The following is a 15,579-nucleotide window of genomic DNA, read 5'->3' as shown; positions in this document are numbered from 1 at the left end:
CGAAGATGATAGAATAAAATAATAGCTTTCATAGCATAAAAGCTTCAATAATCTAACTTAATAGATTAATAAATTGACTTCAGGAGGTTTCATGAGAAATTTAGAATTAATTGCTTGGATAGTTAACAGTGGCATGTTAATTGCAGGTCTGTTAGGCATGTTACGAAAAAATGTAGTCGTACAAATCATTGCGGTTGGTGTCACCCTCTTAATGAATGGGGTACAAATTTACGCCCAGGGTTATCGGTGGCAGCTCATCCCTATATATGGAATGACCCTATTGCTAGGTATGTTCATGCTATATTCCTACTTTAAACAGAAAAAAACAACCAATAAGCCACGAGCTAGAAAAGCGATAATTAAATATAGCTTTGGTTCGCTATTTTTGATTTTGTACATAAGTATTTCAGGCGCGTTGCCTTCGTTGCTTCCGGTATTTTCATTTCAGGCGCCAACAGGCTCTTATGAGGTTGGAACGGCTTCCTTTATGCTTGAGGATCGGGATAGAGTGGATACGAATAGGTCAAATACAACAGAAGCGGCAGATTTAATGGATTCAAAGGATTCAAAAGATACAAAAGATATAAAAGATTCAACCAATCTATCGGATTCAACTGATTATCGTAAATTGATGATTCAGGTTTGGTACCCTGCTGAATTAGATTCAAATGCACAACGCGCTCCATATGTTGAGCATATCTCTCCATTGCTAGAAGGCGTCGGAGATGCGATTTCTATTCCACCGTTTTTATTGTCACATTTACAATATGTACAAAGCAATGCTTACAAGGATGCTAAGGTAGCTCAAGCTCAAACCAAATACCCTGTCCTCCTTTTTTCCCATGGCTTAACAGGGTTCCGCAATCAAAATACATTTCAGGTTGAAGAGCTTGCTAGTCATGGTTATATCGTGGTGAGCATCGACCATCCCTATGATGCGGCAGCGGTCGTTTATCCCGATCAGTCGGTCATTTCCCTAAAGCTAGAAAGCTTATCTGGGTTTGATAGCTATGTCGACAAAAGTAAGGTTTGGTTGGAGGATAGTCAATTTGTGTTAGATTCGCTTACTGCTTTATCTAATGATTCTAACTCCAATCAGGCTGTTGTTGGTACTGCATCTAATGAGCTTAAGCAGCTTACAGCACACATGGATATGAGTCAAATCGGCGCATTGGGCCATTCATTTGGAGGCGCAACCGCTGTACAATTGCTAATGACGGAACCTCGAATCAAAGCGGCAGTGAACATGGATGGCGTGTTATATGGTCAACCTGTACCTGAGCAAGGGCTGTCTAAGCCTTATCTGCAAATGAATGCAGAGCAAAGCATCGATGATGAGTGGTTTACACAGTCCTTAGATCAAGCTGTGGAGATGACGGGGAGATCAAAAGAAAGCTATGAGCAGTTTTGGGCGGAATCAAAAGACAGACGGAGCAAGGCAACTTCAGGTGCAGACGCCTATTCCATCATGATCAATCATGCTAATCATATGAGCTTTACAGATTTTTATTTATATTCACCACTTCTTCATCCCAAAAAAGCACCACCAAAACCTGTTCATCAGAGCATCAATCAATTGTCAGTTGCCTTCTTTGATCGTTATTTAAAAGGGGAAACAAGCATTGACGTTGCTTTGGTTGCAAAGAAGTTAACTCCTGTGACATTGCAAAGTGCTAATCAATGAGTTTTGAATGAGTTTTCAAAAAGCCTTCAATGAGCTCTATTGGCTAGGGTGGAAATTACAGTAGTAATTACTGCCCTAGTCCTTTTTTTATAAGTAATACTAATGTTTCTTTTTCTGAGTCAGGTATCCCCTCCACTAATCGTCCCGCCGCAACAGGGACTAACCAACGTTCGATATCTGCCTTTGTACGTCCAGATAATCTCATATACTCCTTCTCGTAAGCTTGTCTTAGCTTTTTGCCCGCAAACGAAGATACCATCGCAACGAATTTAGATTTTTGAGTTGGAGTAGTCCCATATTGCAACATCAGTATGGTGCGTGCAACATCTGCAAGAGGTGAACCTACGCCACATGTAGTCCAGTCAATAATATAAGGCTTCTCCTCTTTACCTATCAATATATTGTCTGGGTGAAAATCTAAATGACACAATGCCGTCTCCGCTGGCAACTTGTTAAGTTGCTGTAAAACCTGTTCTTTTTCTGCTTCTCCCAACAGGTCTGTGTGATTAATTCTTGAAGTCAATGCTTCCTGCACTCCAGTTATGTATGAAGGGATCTCAGAAACGGCTGTCGCATGTAGCTTATACTGAAGTTGTGCCATCAATTTAGCATATTTACTTAGTCGCCAAGGCTGTGATCCAATCAACTTTACTAGCGTCACACCTGGTTGAATTTGCTCGTATACAATTCCTAATCGTCCATTAAGATTAATGATTTCATATGGCTTGGCAGTTTGAACACCACTATCGTAAATCAACGAGCTAATGTTAAACTCATGCTGAACCACATCTTCTTGAACCCAATCATAAAATAACTTAACTACCTTTCCCTCTCCGTATGTCAATACCTCTGCGGTTCGTCCAACACCAACCTTTTGCTGAGACTCTATATTTATATTCATAACCTTATTCATTGGATCTCACCTCTTCGTATATGTATCGTGACTATTACTTAGATTGTATTCCTCATGAAGACCTAAGTCTATACGGCTAGGGACTGAGAATAGTTTAATTAGCTTAAGTATGTGGGTCTAAAGACAAAAGTAATTCATCATTGATTTTTTCATAAGCCTTAATATCATAATGAAACTTTAACCCATGCTCAATGTGTATATTGCGTAAATCCTCAAGCAGACTAAGAAGTTGCTGAGCTGCTGTAGTGATGACTTCCCATGTGAAATGAAACTTAGTAGGTGGTTTCTCATTCTGAAGCAACTTTAATGGAATATTTTCCATTTTCCATGTAATACCTTTTGTTGTATGAGCAACATTTACGAAATATCCCCCACATCCAAAAATCCCGCATGTACAGGTAAACATCGGAAAATCTCCACCGTGTAACAAAGACTCAAAAAACTGTTCTATAACAAAAACTTCCTCCTCATCACACTGCTCTTCATTAACAATCACAATAAAAATCCATTCAATGATTGGAACAATTTCACCATGATGTCTAGTTATATTTTTATAGCGATGAGAAATATTGATCTTTAGATCAAAGCTTAATGTGTCAGATGGTGCTTGCTGATTATCTAAAGGCATCATTGTTAACTCCCTTCACCAAAAATTTTCAAGCTATACTTTTAAATCTACAACGACTCAAAATCCGTTCCACCCCTATGCTCATCCTGATCAATCGACAAATACAAATTGCACAAATACTCCACCGCAGGATACGAAATTAAATTCCGATCTCGATACGTGGAAGTAATGACATCTGGATACTGACTTAAAATTCCGTTTTGTAATATCACTGCATTAAACCCACGCTCAATTGCACCATTATATGTAAATAGCACACAATCTTCAGCCGCAAAGCCAGCTACGATAACAAGCTCCACCTGATGATCCAACAACGTTTGCTCTAGCGCTGTTTGCCAAAACGCATTTGAGTGTTTTTTGCTGATTATAATGTCCTCTGCTGTAACATCAACCTCTGGAATTAGCTCATAATTGTGCGGATAACCCACTTCTATTCCTTCAACATCTTGTACATGGACAACGAGGTGCTCTCTAGCACGTAATAATGCTGACACATGATTGATATACTCGCAAGCTTGCTCTATCATTTTCCCCTCTATTTTATTTTGTAATATTTGCTGTTGCATATCAACGACTAGTAGTGCAATCGTCACGCATATCCGCTCCTCTACCTATTCATTTTCAAGAACTCTCTCATCCCTAAATGATCATTTGCTTTGAGCTTATCCAATTAGGGAGATACTGTCAATTCAATTGTAGTTGGACTATGAAACTTAAAATTTAAAATAAATAATGAGCTTCGCTCTGATTTTGATCTCTATCACAATTTTCGTGAGTAACCTACTCTATAATTTGACTCAGGATAGGTTATGAAATAGACATAATTGGAGGAAACAACATGAAAAATTTTGAATATGAAGATATGAAATCGATCAATCGTTCCATTTTAGGAGATTCCGTTCCACTTGAGTTATTCCGAGCTGTACGCTTAATTGGGATGTATCAAGGGCTACCTATGGGTGGGAGAGGCACAACATTAACCGTTGGACGTAAAATTGGTGAAAGCTTACCTGTAAAAACTGTAGACGAACTACTCAACATGTTCAAAGACTTAAAAATAGGCATTCCATCTATCACTCAATCCAACGAACGAGGCATGACGATTGTCGTAGACGATTGCTTCTGTAAAGGGCTACCTGTTGATGATGAAAAAATGGTATGTGACCTAGAGGGTGCAATTATGGAGGGTGCACTTCGCAAAATTTTGAACCGTAATGTGGCGGTTCGTGAAGTGAAATGTAATGTGCATGGTGATGACAATTGTGAATATGAGATAAGGTTGAAATAAAAGATATACTTGATGTTAGTTTATAATACAAAAAAATAAATTACCAAATGATCAATGGAGAAAGCCTTTGCTCCCCTCGTTTCTTCCTACCCTCGGGGTAATATTACTACTTTAGCTTCCAGAAAATTTCCTCCATTCAAAATAAGGAATTCAATTTATTATACCATTAAATGGAGGAATGGCTCGATCTGCTTAAAGCACTTTGCAATAAAAAAAGCTTCCACCATACTCTGGCGGAAGCTTTTTATCGCAATTTAATCATTCAAAATTTCAATCATTTTTCTTGTCTTCGCTAGCTGCTCCACAGTAAAATCATGCTGAGCAGAAGCATATGCGCTAAAGACAATATCAAGCACAAATAATTGCGCAAATCTTGAGCTTGTTGCGGCACTACGAAGCTGTGCTTCCGGCGCACGTGATGTAAATAAAGAAACATCAGCAAGCTGAGAAAGCTTGTTATTACCAGGACGAGTGAGGCTAATTGTTTTTATTCCCTGTTCCTTAGCTCGTCTTAGTAATTGAATAACCTCTCTCGTTTCACCGCTATACGAAATTCCCCAGAAGACGGCATTTTCTGATTTCGTAGCCATGGTCGCGGCTAATAAATGACGATCTGAAATCGCATATACATTTTTGCCAAGCCGAAGCCATTTTTGTGCTGCGTCTTCTGCAATAATAAAAGAAGCACCTAGCCCGTAAACATAAATAACTTCTGCCTGTTGTAGCAGGCTCACTGCCTGCTCAATAGATTGCGCGTCCAGTTGACTGGCCGTATTCTGAAAGGTCAGTATGGTATTCGACAACATTTTACCAATGATAGAATGCACCGATTCATTCGATTCAACATCAAAATAACCAACATGCGGCGTGTTTTCTATTTCCGCTGATAAACGAATTTTCAGTGCAGGGAAACCATCTATTCCTAGCGACCTGCAAAAACGAACAACTGCTGCACTACTTGCCTCCGCTTTCGTTGCTAAATCATGTATGGTCATATGCATCACTTCTTTAGCATTTGCAAGAATATATTCGGCTACTTTTTTTTCAGATTCTGGCAGTTCATTTAGTACTAGTTCAATTTGAGAAATCATACTCCCTACTACCAAGTCCTTATCTCCTCTACTTAATTTATTTTCCTTATTGTAACAAAATAGAGGGAAGTATTCATTAAGTAGCAGTTATAAAGGAAAAACGGCTTTCCCCTTTTCTAATGTAGTCCAATAAAGGAATGTCTTCTTCTATAACATGACCAATCACATTAACGCCCTCATGTGCCGGTAGATCCGTTAACGTGATCTGCAACTCATGTTCATAGCGACCATACAAATAATTATCAACCGTAATCGTTCCTTTTGGCCGCTTGGACGTATGCAAAGGCGAGATGTTTTTTGTGATTACAAATCGCGCTTCATCTGTTCGTGCTGTTTTAGAGCGAACTACATCACGAGCAGCGTCAGGGCGGTTTTGATGAGTAATATCCCATAAGGCATAAGGCAGTTCTTTGGTTACCCGCAAAGGAATAATACCTTCTTCATAGCACTGAAATTGATGCTGAGACCACGCTGAAAGTGTTAAATCGCCAATGAAAATTTTGTCCACTGCACAATCCTTCTCTAATTCCAAGTAAGCCAGAAAAGAAGATTGATTTCGATGCTTCTCTAATGTAGGCAAGCTTTCAAATAATGGTTTTCTCTTCAAACCATCTCCAGGAATAAAGGCCATTGTAGTAAATCCTTCAGACTTCAGCCATTTATTCTTCTCTATAAAGTCTTCTTTATCAAGACCTGTTTCTGGGCGGGGATAATAATTATGCCAAGCTTCAATGTTCTCGAGACAAATATCATGCTCTTTTAATGTAGCTAAAAACTCTGATGTTATTGTGCTAGCGTTTAAGGCAATTTTCATTTTATGCGAATAGGCAGCAATTTCAGAGGCCCTAATTCCAAAATCCATTCGCAAGCCTGTAACTCCAGATTCTAATAAAAAGGGGAAGGAAAATTTCTCCAATGCTTTCCCCGAAATATCTGCCATCAAGTCCATTTCTAATTGTTTAGCAGCCTTTGCGATTTCCAGCAATTTCTCCTTCAGTAGTTCTATATCATCTTCTGGCATATGAAGGGATGTGAATATTTCTGTACAACCTGCTTCCTTCATTTCTTTCATATAATTCAGGTTTTCTTCTAACGTCCGGTCCGCTATATAAATTGAAATCCCTAACAATATAACCACCTCAGTATTTCTTATCAGTTATTCTTGATCTTCCATAGCTTCTTTTGGTGTACCAAATAAATAAGTAGCTATAAATCCACCAGCATAAGCTGCAATTAACCCTATTACATATTTTAACCACAATCCATTAGCAATTAATGGAATCAACGCGATGCCAGATGGCCCAATGGCAATCGCTCCAACATTTCCAAATAAACCAATGACCGCACCACCAATACCTCCGCCAATACAAGCTGTAATGAAAGGACGTCCTAGCGGTAGAGTAACCCCGTAGATCAATGGCTCCCCGATTCCCAGAATACCAACCGGAAGCGCACCTTTAATCATGTTCGTTAACGATTTATTCTTCTTGCAACGAACCCATAAGGCAATGGATGCCCCTACTTGACCCGCACCTGCCATAGCAAGCATCGGAAGTAATAACGTCATTCCTGAACTATTGATCATCTCAATATGAATCGGCGTCAGCACCTGATGCAGCCCTAACATAACAAGTGGTAAAAACGCTGTCCCTAATACAAAACCAGAGAATGCACCACCAACTTCTATCGTCCAGTTAATCGCTCCGATTAAGTTGTTAGAAATAAATCCAGCAAATGGCATGATGAAAAAAATCGTAATCAGTCCCACGACTAGTAAGGCTATTGTTGGTGTAACGATAATATCAACGGCATCCGGAATAACTTTACGCAAATATCTTTCAACGATAGATAAAATCCATACTGCGATTAGGACACCAATAATCCCACCTTGCCCTGGTGTTAAAGGTGCGCCCGTAAATATATTATGAATGGGTAGTTCAGCTGTAACCCCTGTTAAGAGCGTTACCCCACCAATCACTCCACCAAGTGCAGGAGTAGCTCCAAATTCTTTAGCTGCATTAATGCCTACATAAATCACTAAGTAACTAAAAATCGCATTTTTAATAACATTTAATATCGTTACATATTGCTGCCAAGTTGTGGCGTCTAAGTTGCCTGCTGTAATATTGTTCGCTAGAATCGAGCCGATACCAGCAATTAAACCAGCTCCAACGAATGCAGGAATTAGGGGTATAAAAATATTTCCTATTTTCCGCAAAAAGTTTTTGAACGGTGTATCATTCTTCTTTTTAAGTTGTACTTTAATTTCTGCGCCTTTTGCTTGTAATTGTTCAGCCGAAGCTGAACTTTTACCTTCAGAGACACTTCCTTCTAACACTTTGCCAAATTCTTCAGTTACTTTGGTCACTACCCCTGGTCCGAGAATGATTTGATACGTTCCATCATCCACAACACCCAGAACCCCATCAATTTTTTTCAATTCCGCTTCAGCGATTCGACTGCGGTCAACAACAGTCACACGAAGACGAGTCATGCAATGGGTATATTCGGATACATTTGAACTGCCACCAATAGCCCCTAATATTTTGACTGCTAAATCATGATATTTACCCATGTTTATGCCCCCTTCTTACTTTCGTATTATTTTATTGCTTGACGAACAAACCCTTGTGATTCCTCCAAACGATGTATAGCGTCTTCTTTAGAAAGCCCAGCAAGAATCATCACAATTGCAATTTTTGGTTTATAATCCGCTTGTTTTAAATAGTCTTCTGCTGTTTCAGCATCACAATCTGTCGCATCCATAACAATACGTTTAGCACGTTCTACAAGCTTTTCATTACTTAACTGTACATCTACCATTAAATTTCCATATACTTTCCCCGTCCCAATCATCGAAGCTGTTGAAAGCATATTACAAATTAATTTTTGTGAGCTCCCAGCTTTTAATCGTGTTGACCCTGTTAAAACTTCCGGTCCGTTTACGACTTCAATCGCAATCTTGGCAATTTTACCAATCGCTGAATCTTTGTTGCAACTCACGGCTACAGTAGGTGTTCCAATAGAATTGGCATATTCTAATCCACCGATCACATAAGGAGTGCGTCCACTAGCAGCAATTCCTACTACAACATCTTTTGCTGTTAGCTTAATATCTTGTAAATCTTGCGCCCCTAATTGTTCGTTGTCCTCTGCACCTTCGACCGCTTTAATAAACGCGCGCTCTCCACCAGCAATTAGCCCAACTACCTCTTCAGGTGCTGTCCCAAAGGTTGGTGGACATTCAACAGCATCTAGCAATCCGATACGTCCACTCGTTCCAGCCCCCATGTATATTAAGCGTCCACCTTGTTTGATTGCTGTTGTAATTACTTCTACGGCTTTGGCAATTTGCTTAATTTCTTGTTTAACTGCATGTGCAACCTTCTGATCTTCTTCATTCATCACTTCCAGAAGTTCAAGAGGTGTTAATTCATCCAAGTTCATTGTCTTCTTATTGCGAGTCTCTGTTGTCAAATGTTCTAACATGATTTTCACCATCATCCTTTTCCGTTTATGAAATCGCTTTCTAATTGAAGAATATCATCATTGAAATATTATTTCAATATAATTTTCAATATTTTAAAATAAAATATCGAAACATTAGAAGCAAATGGTGATATGACAAAGGTTTGTTCTGCTATTCTCAGAAAAACAGTTCTCCTTCGCCTTAGATCATCCTACCAAATGTATAAATACTTGATTGTAGGATGGAAATCTTTATGCAATGACTCGGAATATGAGCCGTGTTATCATGAAAAAACCTCAGAAAAGACGGCAGACCATATGATATATACTGCCTATTTTAATGGGATTGAATAAGGCCGAAGTTTCCAAAAACACGGGGAACCCAATGTTTTCGGGGTGAAGTCATCATTAATTATGGCCGGGTGATTGCTCTTTGACCCGAACCCGTCAGCTAACCTCGCAGGCCAAAATAAGGAGAGGATTATTTCATGCGTTTTAAGAAATCTGTATTAACTGGAGTCATTGCACTTAGTGTCATGGCAGGAGCTGGATCGGCTTATGCTGCGCCTAGTACTGTGGAAGGTAATAATACAACGTTCACATTCCAAAACTTCGGAATCTCCATGAATGATTTGTTCAAGAGCTTTCAAGGTATGGACACGACAGAAATGTTCTTTAATAATCCGAATACGAGTGTGGACTACTCGAATGGAGATAAATTGGATTCTAGCAGAGATCAAGGAACCAAGACACCGGGTACAAATGCGGGAGTAATCACTGGTTCTTCAGACAATAGCCAAAATGCCAACAATTCCTCAACGTCTGCCTATGCTAGCCAAGTCGTGACCCTCGTTAACAAAGAACGCGCAAAAGCCGGACTTTCGACGCTTGCGAGTGACCCCGCGCTTGCGAATATGGCTCTTGATAAAGCTAAAGATATGTACAACAATAAATACTTCGACCATAACTCCCCGACGTACGGTTCTCCGTTTGACATGATGAAAGCTTACGGGATTCGCTACACGTATGCAGGTGAGAACATTGCCAAAGGGCAACGAAATCCACAGGAAGTGATGAATGCCTGGATGAACAGCACAGGGCACCGTCAAAATATTTTGAGTCCCAACTTTACGAAAATCGGAGTTGCTTACTACAACGGCGAATGGGTTCAAGAATTTATTGCAAACTAAAAATAGAAACATACAGAACCGGAGGCATTAGCCTTCGGTTTTTTGCACGTGCTGCCTAACTCATTGCCATCATGCGCCACCACGCCATGCTTCAAATCCAGCATTGAATCGTCTTTTAAATCTACTTAGAACTTGAAGGAGTGGTTCAGCATAAAATGCAATATCTTTACCCTCGAAGGGAAGTGTTTTTAATTGGTAAAATACCTCATCATTAATGGAGATGATTTTGGTTTATCAGAGTCAGCAAATCGGGGTATCGTAAGTGCTCACCAATACGGCTCATTATCCAGCACGTCTATCATGGTCAATATGCCTTACTTTGAACAAGCCGTTACTTTAGCTCATCAAATGCCTAAATTAGGCGTAGGGCTCCATTTCAATCTTACCGAAGGAGCACCAATCACTTCTTTCCCACATGTTAATTCCCTTATTAATAATGAAGGCTTGTTCTCCGCCCAACAAAACCATTGGACTGAAGCCGATATCGAACAGGAATTGCTAAATCAATATAATAAGCTTCTATCTACTGGTATAGCTCCGACCCATGTAGACACTCATCATCATATTCATATGGTTAGTCCCATGGTTCATCAAATTTTAACCTCATTCTGCCGAAATTTTCACTTACCCTATCGCAAAAATCCTAATATTCTTGAGCCTCACGATCAACAAAGTGGGTTATGTACCGACCACCTAATTTTAGATACTTATGACTCACCTGAAAGAGCAACACGTCTAATCACGCATCTAAATGGGTTATCCGATGGTTATACTGAAATTATGTGCCATCCCAGACACCCTCAAATGATGACCTTGAATCTGACACATACTCCAAAAGAGCATTATGCTGGGTTCAATGAGCTACGGGCAGTCACCGATCAACGTATCCCGTTTATATTAAGTCAACAGCACATTCAATTAATTCATTATGGACAGTTGGCTCCTTTACACGATCCCATACAATCTGAGGTAGCACCACAACCCGAATCTTTCACACCCAAAGCCCGAAATTTATCAAGAAAAAGAAATAAAAAACTTTCAAAAATGAAACTCAACCACAGGTATAAGCACAAAAGAAAACACCATATAAGTTCTTAAAAAGTCTTGAGTAGCTTCATCACATATTCTCTGCCTAACAACATCCTAAGAAGCTACTCATCGGAGACTACGTAAATATTCGAAATCAGGATGAACCACATCGTTCATTAAATAAGCCTCCGTAGTACTCCCTTGTCGTCTATGCGAATTAAGGGCGTTGATAATTTGCTGAGAGGTAGCAATCCCAATTCCATGTCCAAAATATTGATCAGGACCAAGCAAAATCGTATTTTCCCCCTGCCACTCAGGTGTTTTTGGATCAACATCGGGGTTTTTGAAATATAATACATCACCAGGATAAGCCTCCTGAATTTGATCTGAAGATACAAGCTTCAAATCCTGATCATAATTCCAATCATACAATTCTAATTGAGCAAAATTTCTGTTAAATATTTCAGCTCCTACAGTGTCCAATACCCCCTTATATAAAATAATTACCGTAGCCGTTGCACATTCAAATGCATATAACGAGCCCTGATTAAAAATATCCTGAATTGCATCTGAGGGAGACACACCTGGGCGTAATAGCAATGCTCCCTTTTCAGTACGAGTCCAATATTGCGGGTTTCCTTTGGTATTTGCAAACGATGCAAACCTAGCTCCACTGCTGTTCAGCGCCCTTGCAGCTGCTACAATATTTGCTCTGGTCTTCATCTCGAATGCGACTGCCTGTGGTGAGTTATAATTGTAAATAACTGTGCTATTTTTTTTGTCATTTAATATCGACTGCTCTTCCACAGTTAAATTCAATGGCTCCTGTAGCGTCCCTCCGTTTATTGTCACAATCATCGCAAAATCCCTCCCATCCCAATAGTGATATAGGGGCAAATGTCTCACCCCATTTCTACATGGTATGCAAAGAGGCCCATAATTGGAGACAGTCCAAACTAAATATTTCACGATTCCATTTGGTTAGGACTTCATCTAGTTGTCTGCTTTTACTTCTTCCATAAACGACCTGAAATTTTCAGCAATTTCTTTTGATTTAGTATGGTGTAAATAATGTGTTCCTTCCAACGTCATCACTTTTCCATGTTAACTTCCATATTCTTCATCACCTGGTTGAAGGTCAATTCTAGGATTGTAGGCTGCTGCATTAATTTGATCTATAGGTACGATTCTGATTTCCATGATTACCTCCACTTATTTATTGAAACAAAAAAAGCACCCAAATGAGTGCCTTAACTTTTTTACATTCCATTTCTACTGTATTCTCTAGCTTTGATTTTTTCTCCAAATTTAAAATATTCCAATAAATGTTTCCTTTGTTGATGACTTTTAGAAAAAATCATTATAACCTCATACTCAAGACTTGTGGTATTAATTAGAACAATTTCGATTAATTCTTTTTTTTGACCTTCATCTATTTTAGATTGATAAATATACTGTATAATCCCAAAGAAAACAGAAAGATAATCATTAAATAAATGCCTTTTCTTTTCTAACCAAATTTCATGTTTAATATTAATTACAATATCATGGAATTCTACCTGACTTTCTCTTATCGAAACACTTCTATATGCCTCTTTCTTTGCAGACAACATCCCATTTAACGTATTTAATACTATCTGAAAGTTCATCAGTTTTCTTTGATTTTCTAATTCATTTGCTGATCGAGCAGTTTCTTCTCGTTGCATTCTTAATTCTTCCGTCTGCATATCAATAGCCTTACGTTGAAGATCAAGATCTCTTCTTTGTAATACTATTGTTATAATCAATCCAGCAAAAGCCAAGCCAGAAAATAATGCGTTCACAGCACCAAACATATCGCCAAATGTTCCAGCTTCTAACACTTCTTTACCGTACCATCTAGGGATGAAATACCACGAGCCAAGCCATAGACCTACAATTAGCATAACTATTAACACTATATATCTCTTTTTCATATGATCACTCCCTATATTCTGGAATAACATCTTCCAGTATCAGACAAATAATGAAGGTGGTCAAGTCTTGGCGAAATAAAAAAGCACCAAAAGGTGCAGTTTTATAAATCTTTTTATATCTACAATTATGCTTTTCCTGCTAAAACACGAAATCTCTCAAATGATTCTTCATCCTGCATTATTTTATATAATTCAGAATCTCTTTGTGCAATCGCCAATTGCATTGCAAATTCCGTCTCACTCGACATAGCAATTTTTGAAACAATTAATGAATTGATCACTTGTGTCAATGGTTCACCAATTGCCTTTTTGAAATTAAATCCTAGAAGTTGAAGTATGCTTAATAACTCTTTAGACAAAAGTGGCTTAATTAACTCAAGACCTCTGGATGCATCAGGTTGATTCTTTAACAAAGTTTCTAACAAGGGAACAATATTTTCAGTAATATAATCAATTTCTGTATCGGTAATCTTTTGTGTTATCAGCATTTCTTCATATGAACCTACCGCCTGAATAAGTTTATTCCTATCAGAAATCAATTCATTAATTATCTCTTCTAAGCTGTTAATTGTCTTTTCTTTGTCTTTTGTTGATCTTGCGGTCTCAATTCTCGCAGTAATTCCTTGAGCAGTATCCTTAATTAGCCCGCCAACCAGAGCTGCTCCAGCTTTTACTACCTCGTTATGAATTCCTTCAAATTCCATACCCATAAACTGTTATTCCTCCATCCATATTTTCAATAAAATCATATATCATACACCAAAAGAAGTTGGTTAAGAAGTTAATACAAAAAAGTACCTAAAGGCATTCATCATAATCCAAAAATATTTTTTACCTGCATCTTTGCATACTCTTTTAATACTTCAAGAGGAACAGAACCTATTTCTAGTCCTTTAGATTTTACTACATCTTTTACCTTGTTCCATATTCCTTCATTTCTAATAGAATCTAAAAATTCATGTCCTCCCCATGTAAGTGAAGTATATATCCAATATGGCTTATCATCGGCATATGTAATATTGTTTTTTACCAAACTGGCTTGCCCCATGAGTTCAAGGTGATTAGCCACTAGTTTTATATCCATATCCTTTGGAAGTATTAATTCATGACCCTGTTCTGAATCTTCAATCAACACAAGTAGTTTTCTAACAAGTTCCATGTCTCTCTTCAATCTTTAAAACCTCCCAAAATATTATTTATTCTTCCAGTATCAGGGAACTAACTAATTAGGTCAATAGATTAAAGATAATAAAAAATAAAGTGAATTTTTAATAGTTGTCATTCATTCGCTCTAAACCTAAATTCTTTTAACAATTCTCCAAACTCCAGTATAATTACTTTATAACTAATTATGAGAGAAAGAGGAGAATAAATTGAATCAAGTATTTATAGAAAAATTAATGATAGGATTAATTTCAGCAATTATTTCTGTATCTATAGCAGTTTTTATTTCAACTTAGATTTATAAGAAAAATGAATTGCGAAAATCGAAGCAAAAATAATAGAGCTGTTCAAGGCAATATCTTATGACTTAGGAATAAATATAGATGCTGTTTCTGATAACTTCTTATTAATGCCATTTCTAACAAAAAGCTCTGATCGTTTAAGTTGAGTTGGTTTCTACATATAGACGCATTTAAAATAGAGCCGTACAACGAAGTTACGGCTCTTTCATGACGTTTTATTTTATTATCCTTATAACGGATCTTTGAAATGAATATACCTGAAATCGGCCTACAATTTCTTAATGAGTTCCCCAATTTCATTCGCAGAGTTTGCAGCCATTGCTCTTACAGCCCCCGGATTTAAATCGTATTTTGAGCGATTCACTTCACCTGTAATTCCATCCATCCAATGATAACTGTAATGTTCTAAGTAGCTTTCCCAAATTTGGGGAATATGCTTTCTTTGTTCGTCATTAAAATAATGAGTAAGCTCATACGCTGTTGGTTGACCAATATTATAACCTTTTTGAATTGCAAGTATATTAGGCTTACCGTCACTAATACCTCTTAATATATTATAAAGATAATTAGCGTCTTTACGATACCTAACTTGATACTCTCTACTCATAATTTCTTTTTCTAAATCCAACCGAGCTTGTTGCTGCTTACTAAAGTTTAAAGTTTCCTCAGCAACTACAACACTTTTATCTGCTGCAATAGCACTCTTATCAGCTGATTCAGCGCTCTTTCTAGCCGCATCTGCACTACTCTTACTTGCTCGCCACAAAAGGAAATTAAACAGTATGCCAGTTAGAGCAGTTATAGCTGTAGCAACAAAAGTCCAAAACTCCAATTTCATTAAAACTCCTCCCTTTGACATCAAAATTC

Annotated in this window: 16 protein-coding genes, 1 pseudogene and 1 riboswitch; of the genes and pseudogenes, 4 read left to right on the top strand and 13 right to left on the bottom strand. The window is 38.0% G+C overall.

Annotation, left to right across the window (positions count from 1 at the left end):
• Positions 1-91: 91 nt before the first annotated feature.
• Positions 92-1,684 (top strand): alpha/beta hydrolase family protein, encoded by a 1,593-nt coding sequence (locus ABE099_RS05405; protein WP_430028098.1) that lies wholly within the window; start codon positions 92-94, stop codon positions 1,682-1,684.
• 67 nt (positions 1,685-1,751) lie between these two features.
• On the opposite strand, the gene ABE099_RS05400 is transcribed toward ABE099_RS05405, so the two are convergent.
• The 3 genes from ABE099_RS05400 to ABE099_RS05390 form a co-directional block, all read right to left on the bottom strand.
• A complete protein-coding gene (locus ABE099_RS05400) occupies positions 1,752-2,585 on the bottom strand; it encodes a phosphotransferase (protein ID WP_430028096.1) in 834 nt (277 codons plus the stop codon).
• Between the two features lie 115 nt (positions 2,586-2,700).
• Positions 2,701-3,225 (bottom strand): hypothetical protein, encoded by a 525-nt coding sequence (locus tag ABE099_RS05395; RefSeq protein WP_430028094.1) that lies wholly within the window; start codon positions 3,223-3,225, stop codon positions 2,701-2,703.
• A 47-nt stretch (positions 3,226-3,272) separates the two neighbouring features.
• On the bottom strand, positions 3,273-3,818 hold the full coding sequence (locus ABE099_RS05390) for a cysteine hydrolase family protein (RefSeq protein ID WP_430028092.1): 546 nt from the start codon (positions 3,816-3,818) through the stop codon (positions 3,273-3,275).
• A gap of 245 nt (positions 3,819-4,063) precedes the next feature.
• On the opposite strand from ABE099_RS05390, the gene ABE099_RS05385 reads away from it, so the two are divergent.
• The gene (locus tag ABE099_RS05385; protein WP_430028089.1) at positions 4,064-4,513 is read left to right on the top strand and encodes a V4R domain-containing protein; all 450 of its coding nucleotides are present in this window, start codon (positions 4,064-4,066) and stop codon (positions 4,511-4,513) included.
• Between the two features lie 254 nt (positions 4,514-4,767).
• Here the strand turns inward: ABE099_RS05385 and ABE099_RS05380 are convergent, their stop codons facing one another.
• From ABE099_RS05380 to murQ, 4 genes are all read right to left on the bottom strand, one after another.
• Entirely contained in the window at positions 4,768-5,604 is an 837-nt protein-coding gene (locus ABE099_RS05380) for a MurR/RpiR family transcriptional regulator (protein ID WP_430030487.1), read from the bottom strand.
• Positions 5,605-5,680: 76 nt separating this feature from the next.
• Positions 5,681-6,733 (bottom strand): DUF871 domain-containing protein, encoded by a 1,053-nt coding sequence (locus ABE099_RS05375; RefSeq protein WP_430028087.1) that lies wholly within the window; start codon positions 6,731-6,733, stop codon positions 5,681-5,683.
• Positions 6,734-6,760: 27 nt separating this feature from the next.
• Positions 6,761-8,179, bottom strand: coding sequence for a PTS transporter subunit EIIC (locus tag ABE099_RS05370; protein WP_430028085.1), 1,419 nt, complete (start codon positions 8,177-8,179; stop codon positions 6,761-6,763).
• Positions 8,180-8,205: 26 nt separating this feature from the next.
• Entirely contained in the window at positions 8,206-9,093 is an 888-nt protein-coding gene (murQ, locus tag ABE099_RS05365) for an N-acetylmuramic acid 6-phosphate etherase (protein ID WP_430028083.1), read from the bottom strand.
• Between the two features lie 323 nt (positions 9,094-9,416).
• Positions 9,417-9,553: riboswitch (cyclic di-AMP (ydaO/yuaA leader) on the top strand.
• Positions 9,554-9,560: 7 nt separating this feature from the next.
• On the opposite strand from murQ, the gene ABE099_RS05360 reads away from it, so the two are divergent.
• Positions 9,561-10,262 (top strand): CAP domain-containing protein, encoded by a 702-nt coding sequence (locus tag ABE099_RS05360; RefSeq protein ID WP_430028081.1) that lies wholly within the window; start codon positions 9,561-9,563, stop codon positions 10,260-10,262.
• A gap of 192 nt (positions 10,263-10,454) precedes the next feature.
• The gene (locus ABE099_RS05355) at positions 10,455-11,360 is read left to right on the top strand and encodes a carbohydrate deacetylase (protein WP_430028078.1); all 906 of its coding nucleotides are present in this window, start codon (positions 10,455-10,457) and stop codon (positions 11,358-11,360) included.
• A gap of 57 nt (positions 11,361-11,417) precedes the next feature.
• Here ABE099_RS05355 and ABE099_RS05350 read toward each other — a convergent pair whose 3' ends face one another.
• The 6 genes and pseudogenes from ABE099_RS05350 to ABE099_RS05325 all read right to left on the bottom strand — a co-directional run bounded on the left by ABE099_RS05350 (position 11,418) and on the right by ABE099_RS05325 (position 15,550).
• The gene (locus tag ABE099_RS05350; protein ID WP_430028076.1) at positions 11,418-12,149 is read right to left on the bottom strand and encodes a protein-glutamine gamma-glutamyltransferase; all 732 of its coding nucleotides are present in this window, start codon (positions 12,147-12,149) and stop codon (positions 11,418-11,420) included.
• Positions 12,150-12,284: 135 nt separating this feature from the next.
• Positions 12,285-12,395 (bottom strand): annotated as a pseudogene (locus ABE099_RS05345) (alpha/beta hydrolase); the annotation flags it as partial.
• 155 nt (positions 12,396-12,550) lie between these two features.
• On the bottom strand, positions 12,551-13,246 hold the full coding sequence (locus ABE099_RS05340; protein ID WP_430028073.1) for a hypothetical protein: 696 nt from the start codon (positions 13,244-13,246) through the stop codon (positions 12,551-12,553).
• A gap of 125 nt (positions 13,247-13,371) precedes the next feature.
• A complete protein-coding gene (locus ABE099_RS05335; protein ID WP_430028070.1) occupies positions 13,372-13,956 on the bottom strand; it encodes a hypothetical protein in 585 nt (194 codons plus the stop codon).
• Positions 13,957-14,057: 101 nt separating this feature from the next.
• Positions 14,058-14,417 carry a DUF2513 domain-containing protein gene (locus tag ABE099_RS05330; RefSeq protein WP_430028068.1) on the bottom strand — a complete coding sequence of 120 codons (360 nt, stop codon included), beginning with the start codon at positions 14,415-14,417 and terminating at the stop codon, positions 14,058-14,060.
• 563 nt (positions 14,418-14,980) lie between these two features.
• A complete protein-coding gene (locus tag ABE099_RS05325; protein ID WP_430028065.1) occupies positions 14,981-15,550 on the bottom strand; it encodes a hypothetical protein in 570 nt (189 codons plus the stop codon).
• Positions 15,551-15,579 lie beyond the last annotated feature (29 nt).

It is taken from the genome of Paenibacillus turicensis (assembly GCF_050461185.1).
Lineage (GTDB): Bacteria > Bacillota > Bacilli > Paenibacillales > Paenibacillaceae > Fontibacillus > Fontibacillus turicensis_A.
The sequence above is the reverse complement of the archived record's forward strand: the minus strand, read 5'-3'. Positions and strand labels throughout refer to the sequence as shown.

Excerpts from the sequence above, each read along its gene's own strand:
- murQ (WP_430028083.1), bottom strand. The coding sequence starts at position 9,093 with ATGTTAGAACATTTGACAACAGAGACTCGCAATAAGAAGACAATGAAC.
- ABE099_RS05405 (WP_430028098.1), top strand. The coding sequence starts at position 92 with ATGAGAAATTTAGAATTAATTGCTTGGATAGTTAACAGTGGCATGTTA.
- ABE099_RS05380 (WP_430030487.1), bottom strand. The coding sequence starts at position 5,604 with ATGATTTCTCAAATTGAACTAGTACTAAATGAACTGCCAGAATCTGAA.
- ABE099_RS05360 (WP_430028081.1), top strand. The coding sequence starts at position 9,561 with ATGCGTTTTAAGAAATCTGTATTAACTGGAGTCATTGCACTTAGTGTC.
- ABE099_RS05385 (WP_430028089.1), top strand. The coding sequence starts at position 4,064 with ATGAAAAATTTTGAATATGAAGATATGAAATCGATCAATCGTTCCATT.
- ABE099_RS05335 (WP_430028070.1), bottom strand. The coding sequence starts at position 13,956 with ATGGGTATGGAATTTGAAGGAATTCATAACGAGGTAGTAAAAGCTGGA.
- ABE099_RS05400 (WP_430028096.1), bottom strand. The coding sequence starts at position 2,585 with ATGAATATAAATATAGAGTCTCAGCAAAAGGTTGGTGTTGGACGAACC.
- ABE099_RS05370 (WP_430028085.1), bottom strand. The coding sequence starts at position 8,179 with ATGGGTAAATATCATGATTTAGCAGTCAAAATATTAGGGGCTATTGGT.
- ABE099_RS05340 (WP_430028073.1), bottom strand. The coding sequence starts at position 13,246 with ATGAAAAAGAGATATATAGTGTTAATAGTTATGCTAATTGTAGGTCTA.
- ABE099_RS05325 (WP_430028065.1), bottom strand. The coding sequence starts at position 15,550 with ATGAAATTGGAGTTTTGGACTTTTGTTGCTACAGCTATAACTGCTCTA.
- ABE099_RS05350 (WP_430028076.1), bottom strand. The coding sequence starts at position 12,149 with ATGATTGTGACAATAAACGGAGGGACGCTACAGGAGCCATTGAATTTA.
- ABE099_RS05395 (WP_430028094.1), bottom strand. The coding sequence starts at position 3,225 with ATGCCTTTAGATAATCAGCAAGCACCATCTGACACATTAAGCTTTGAT.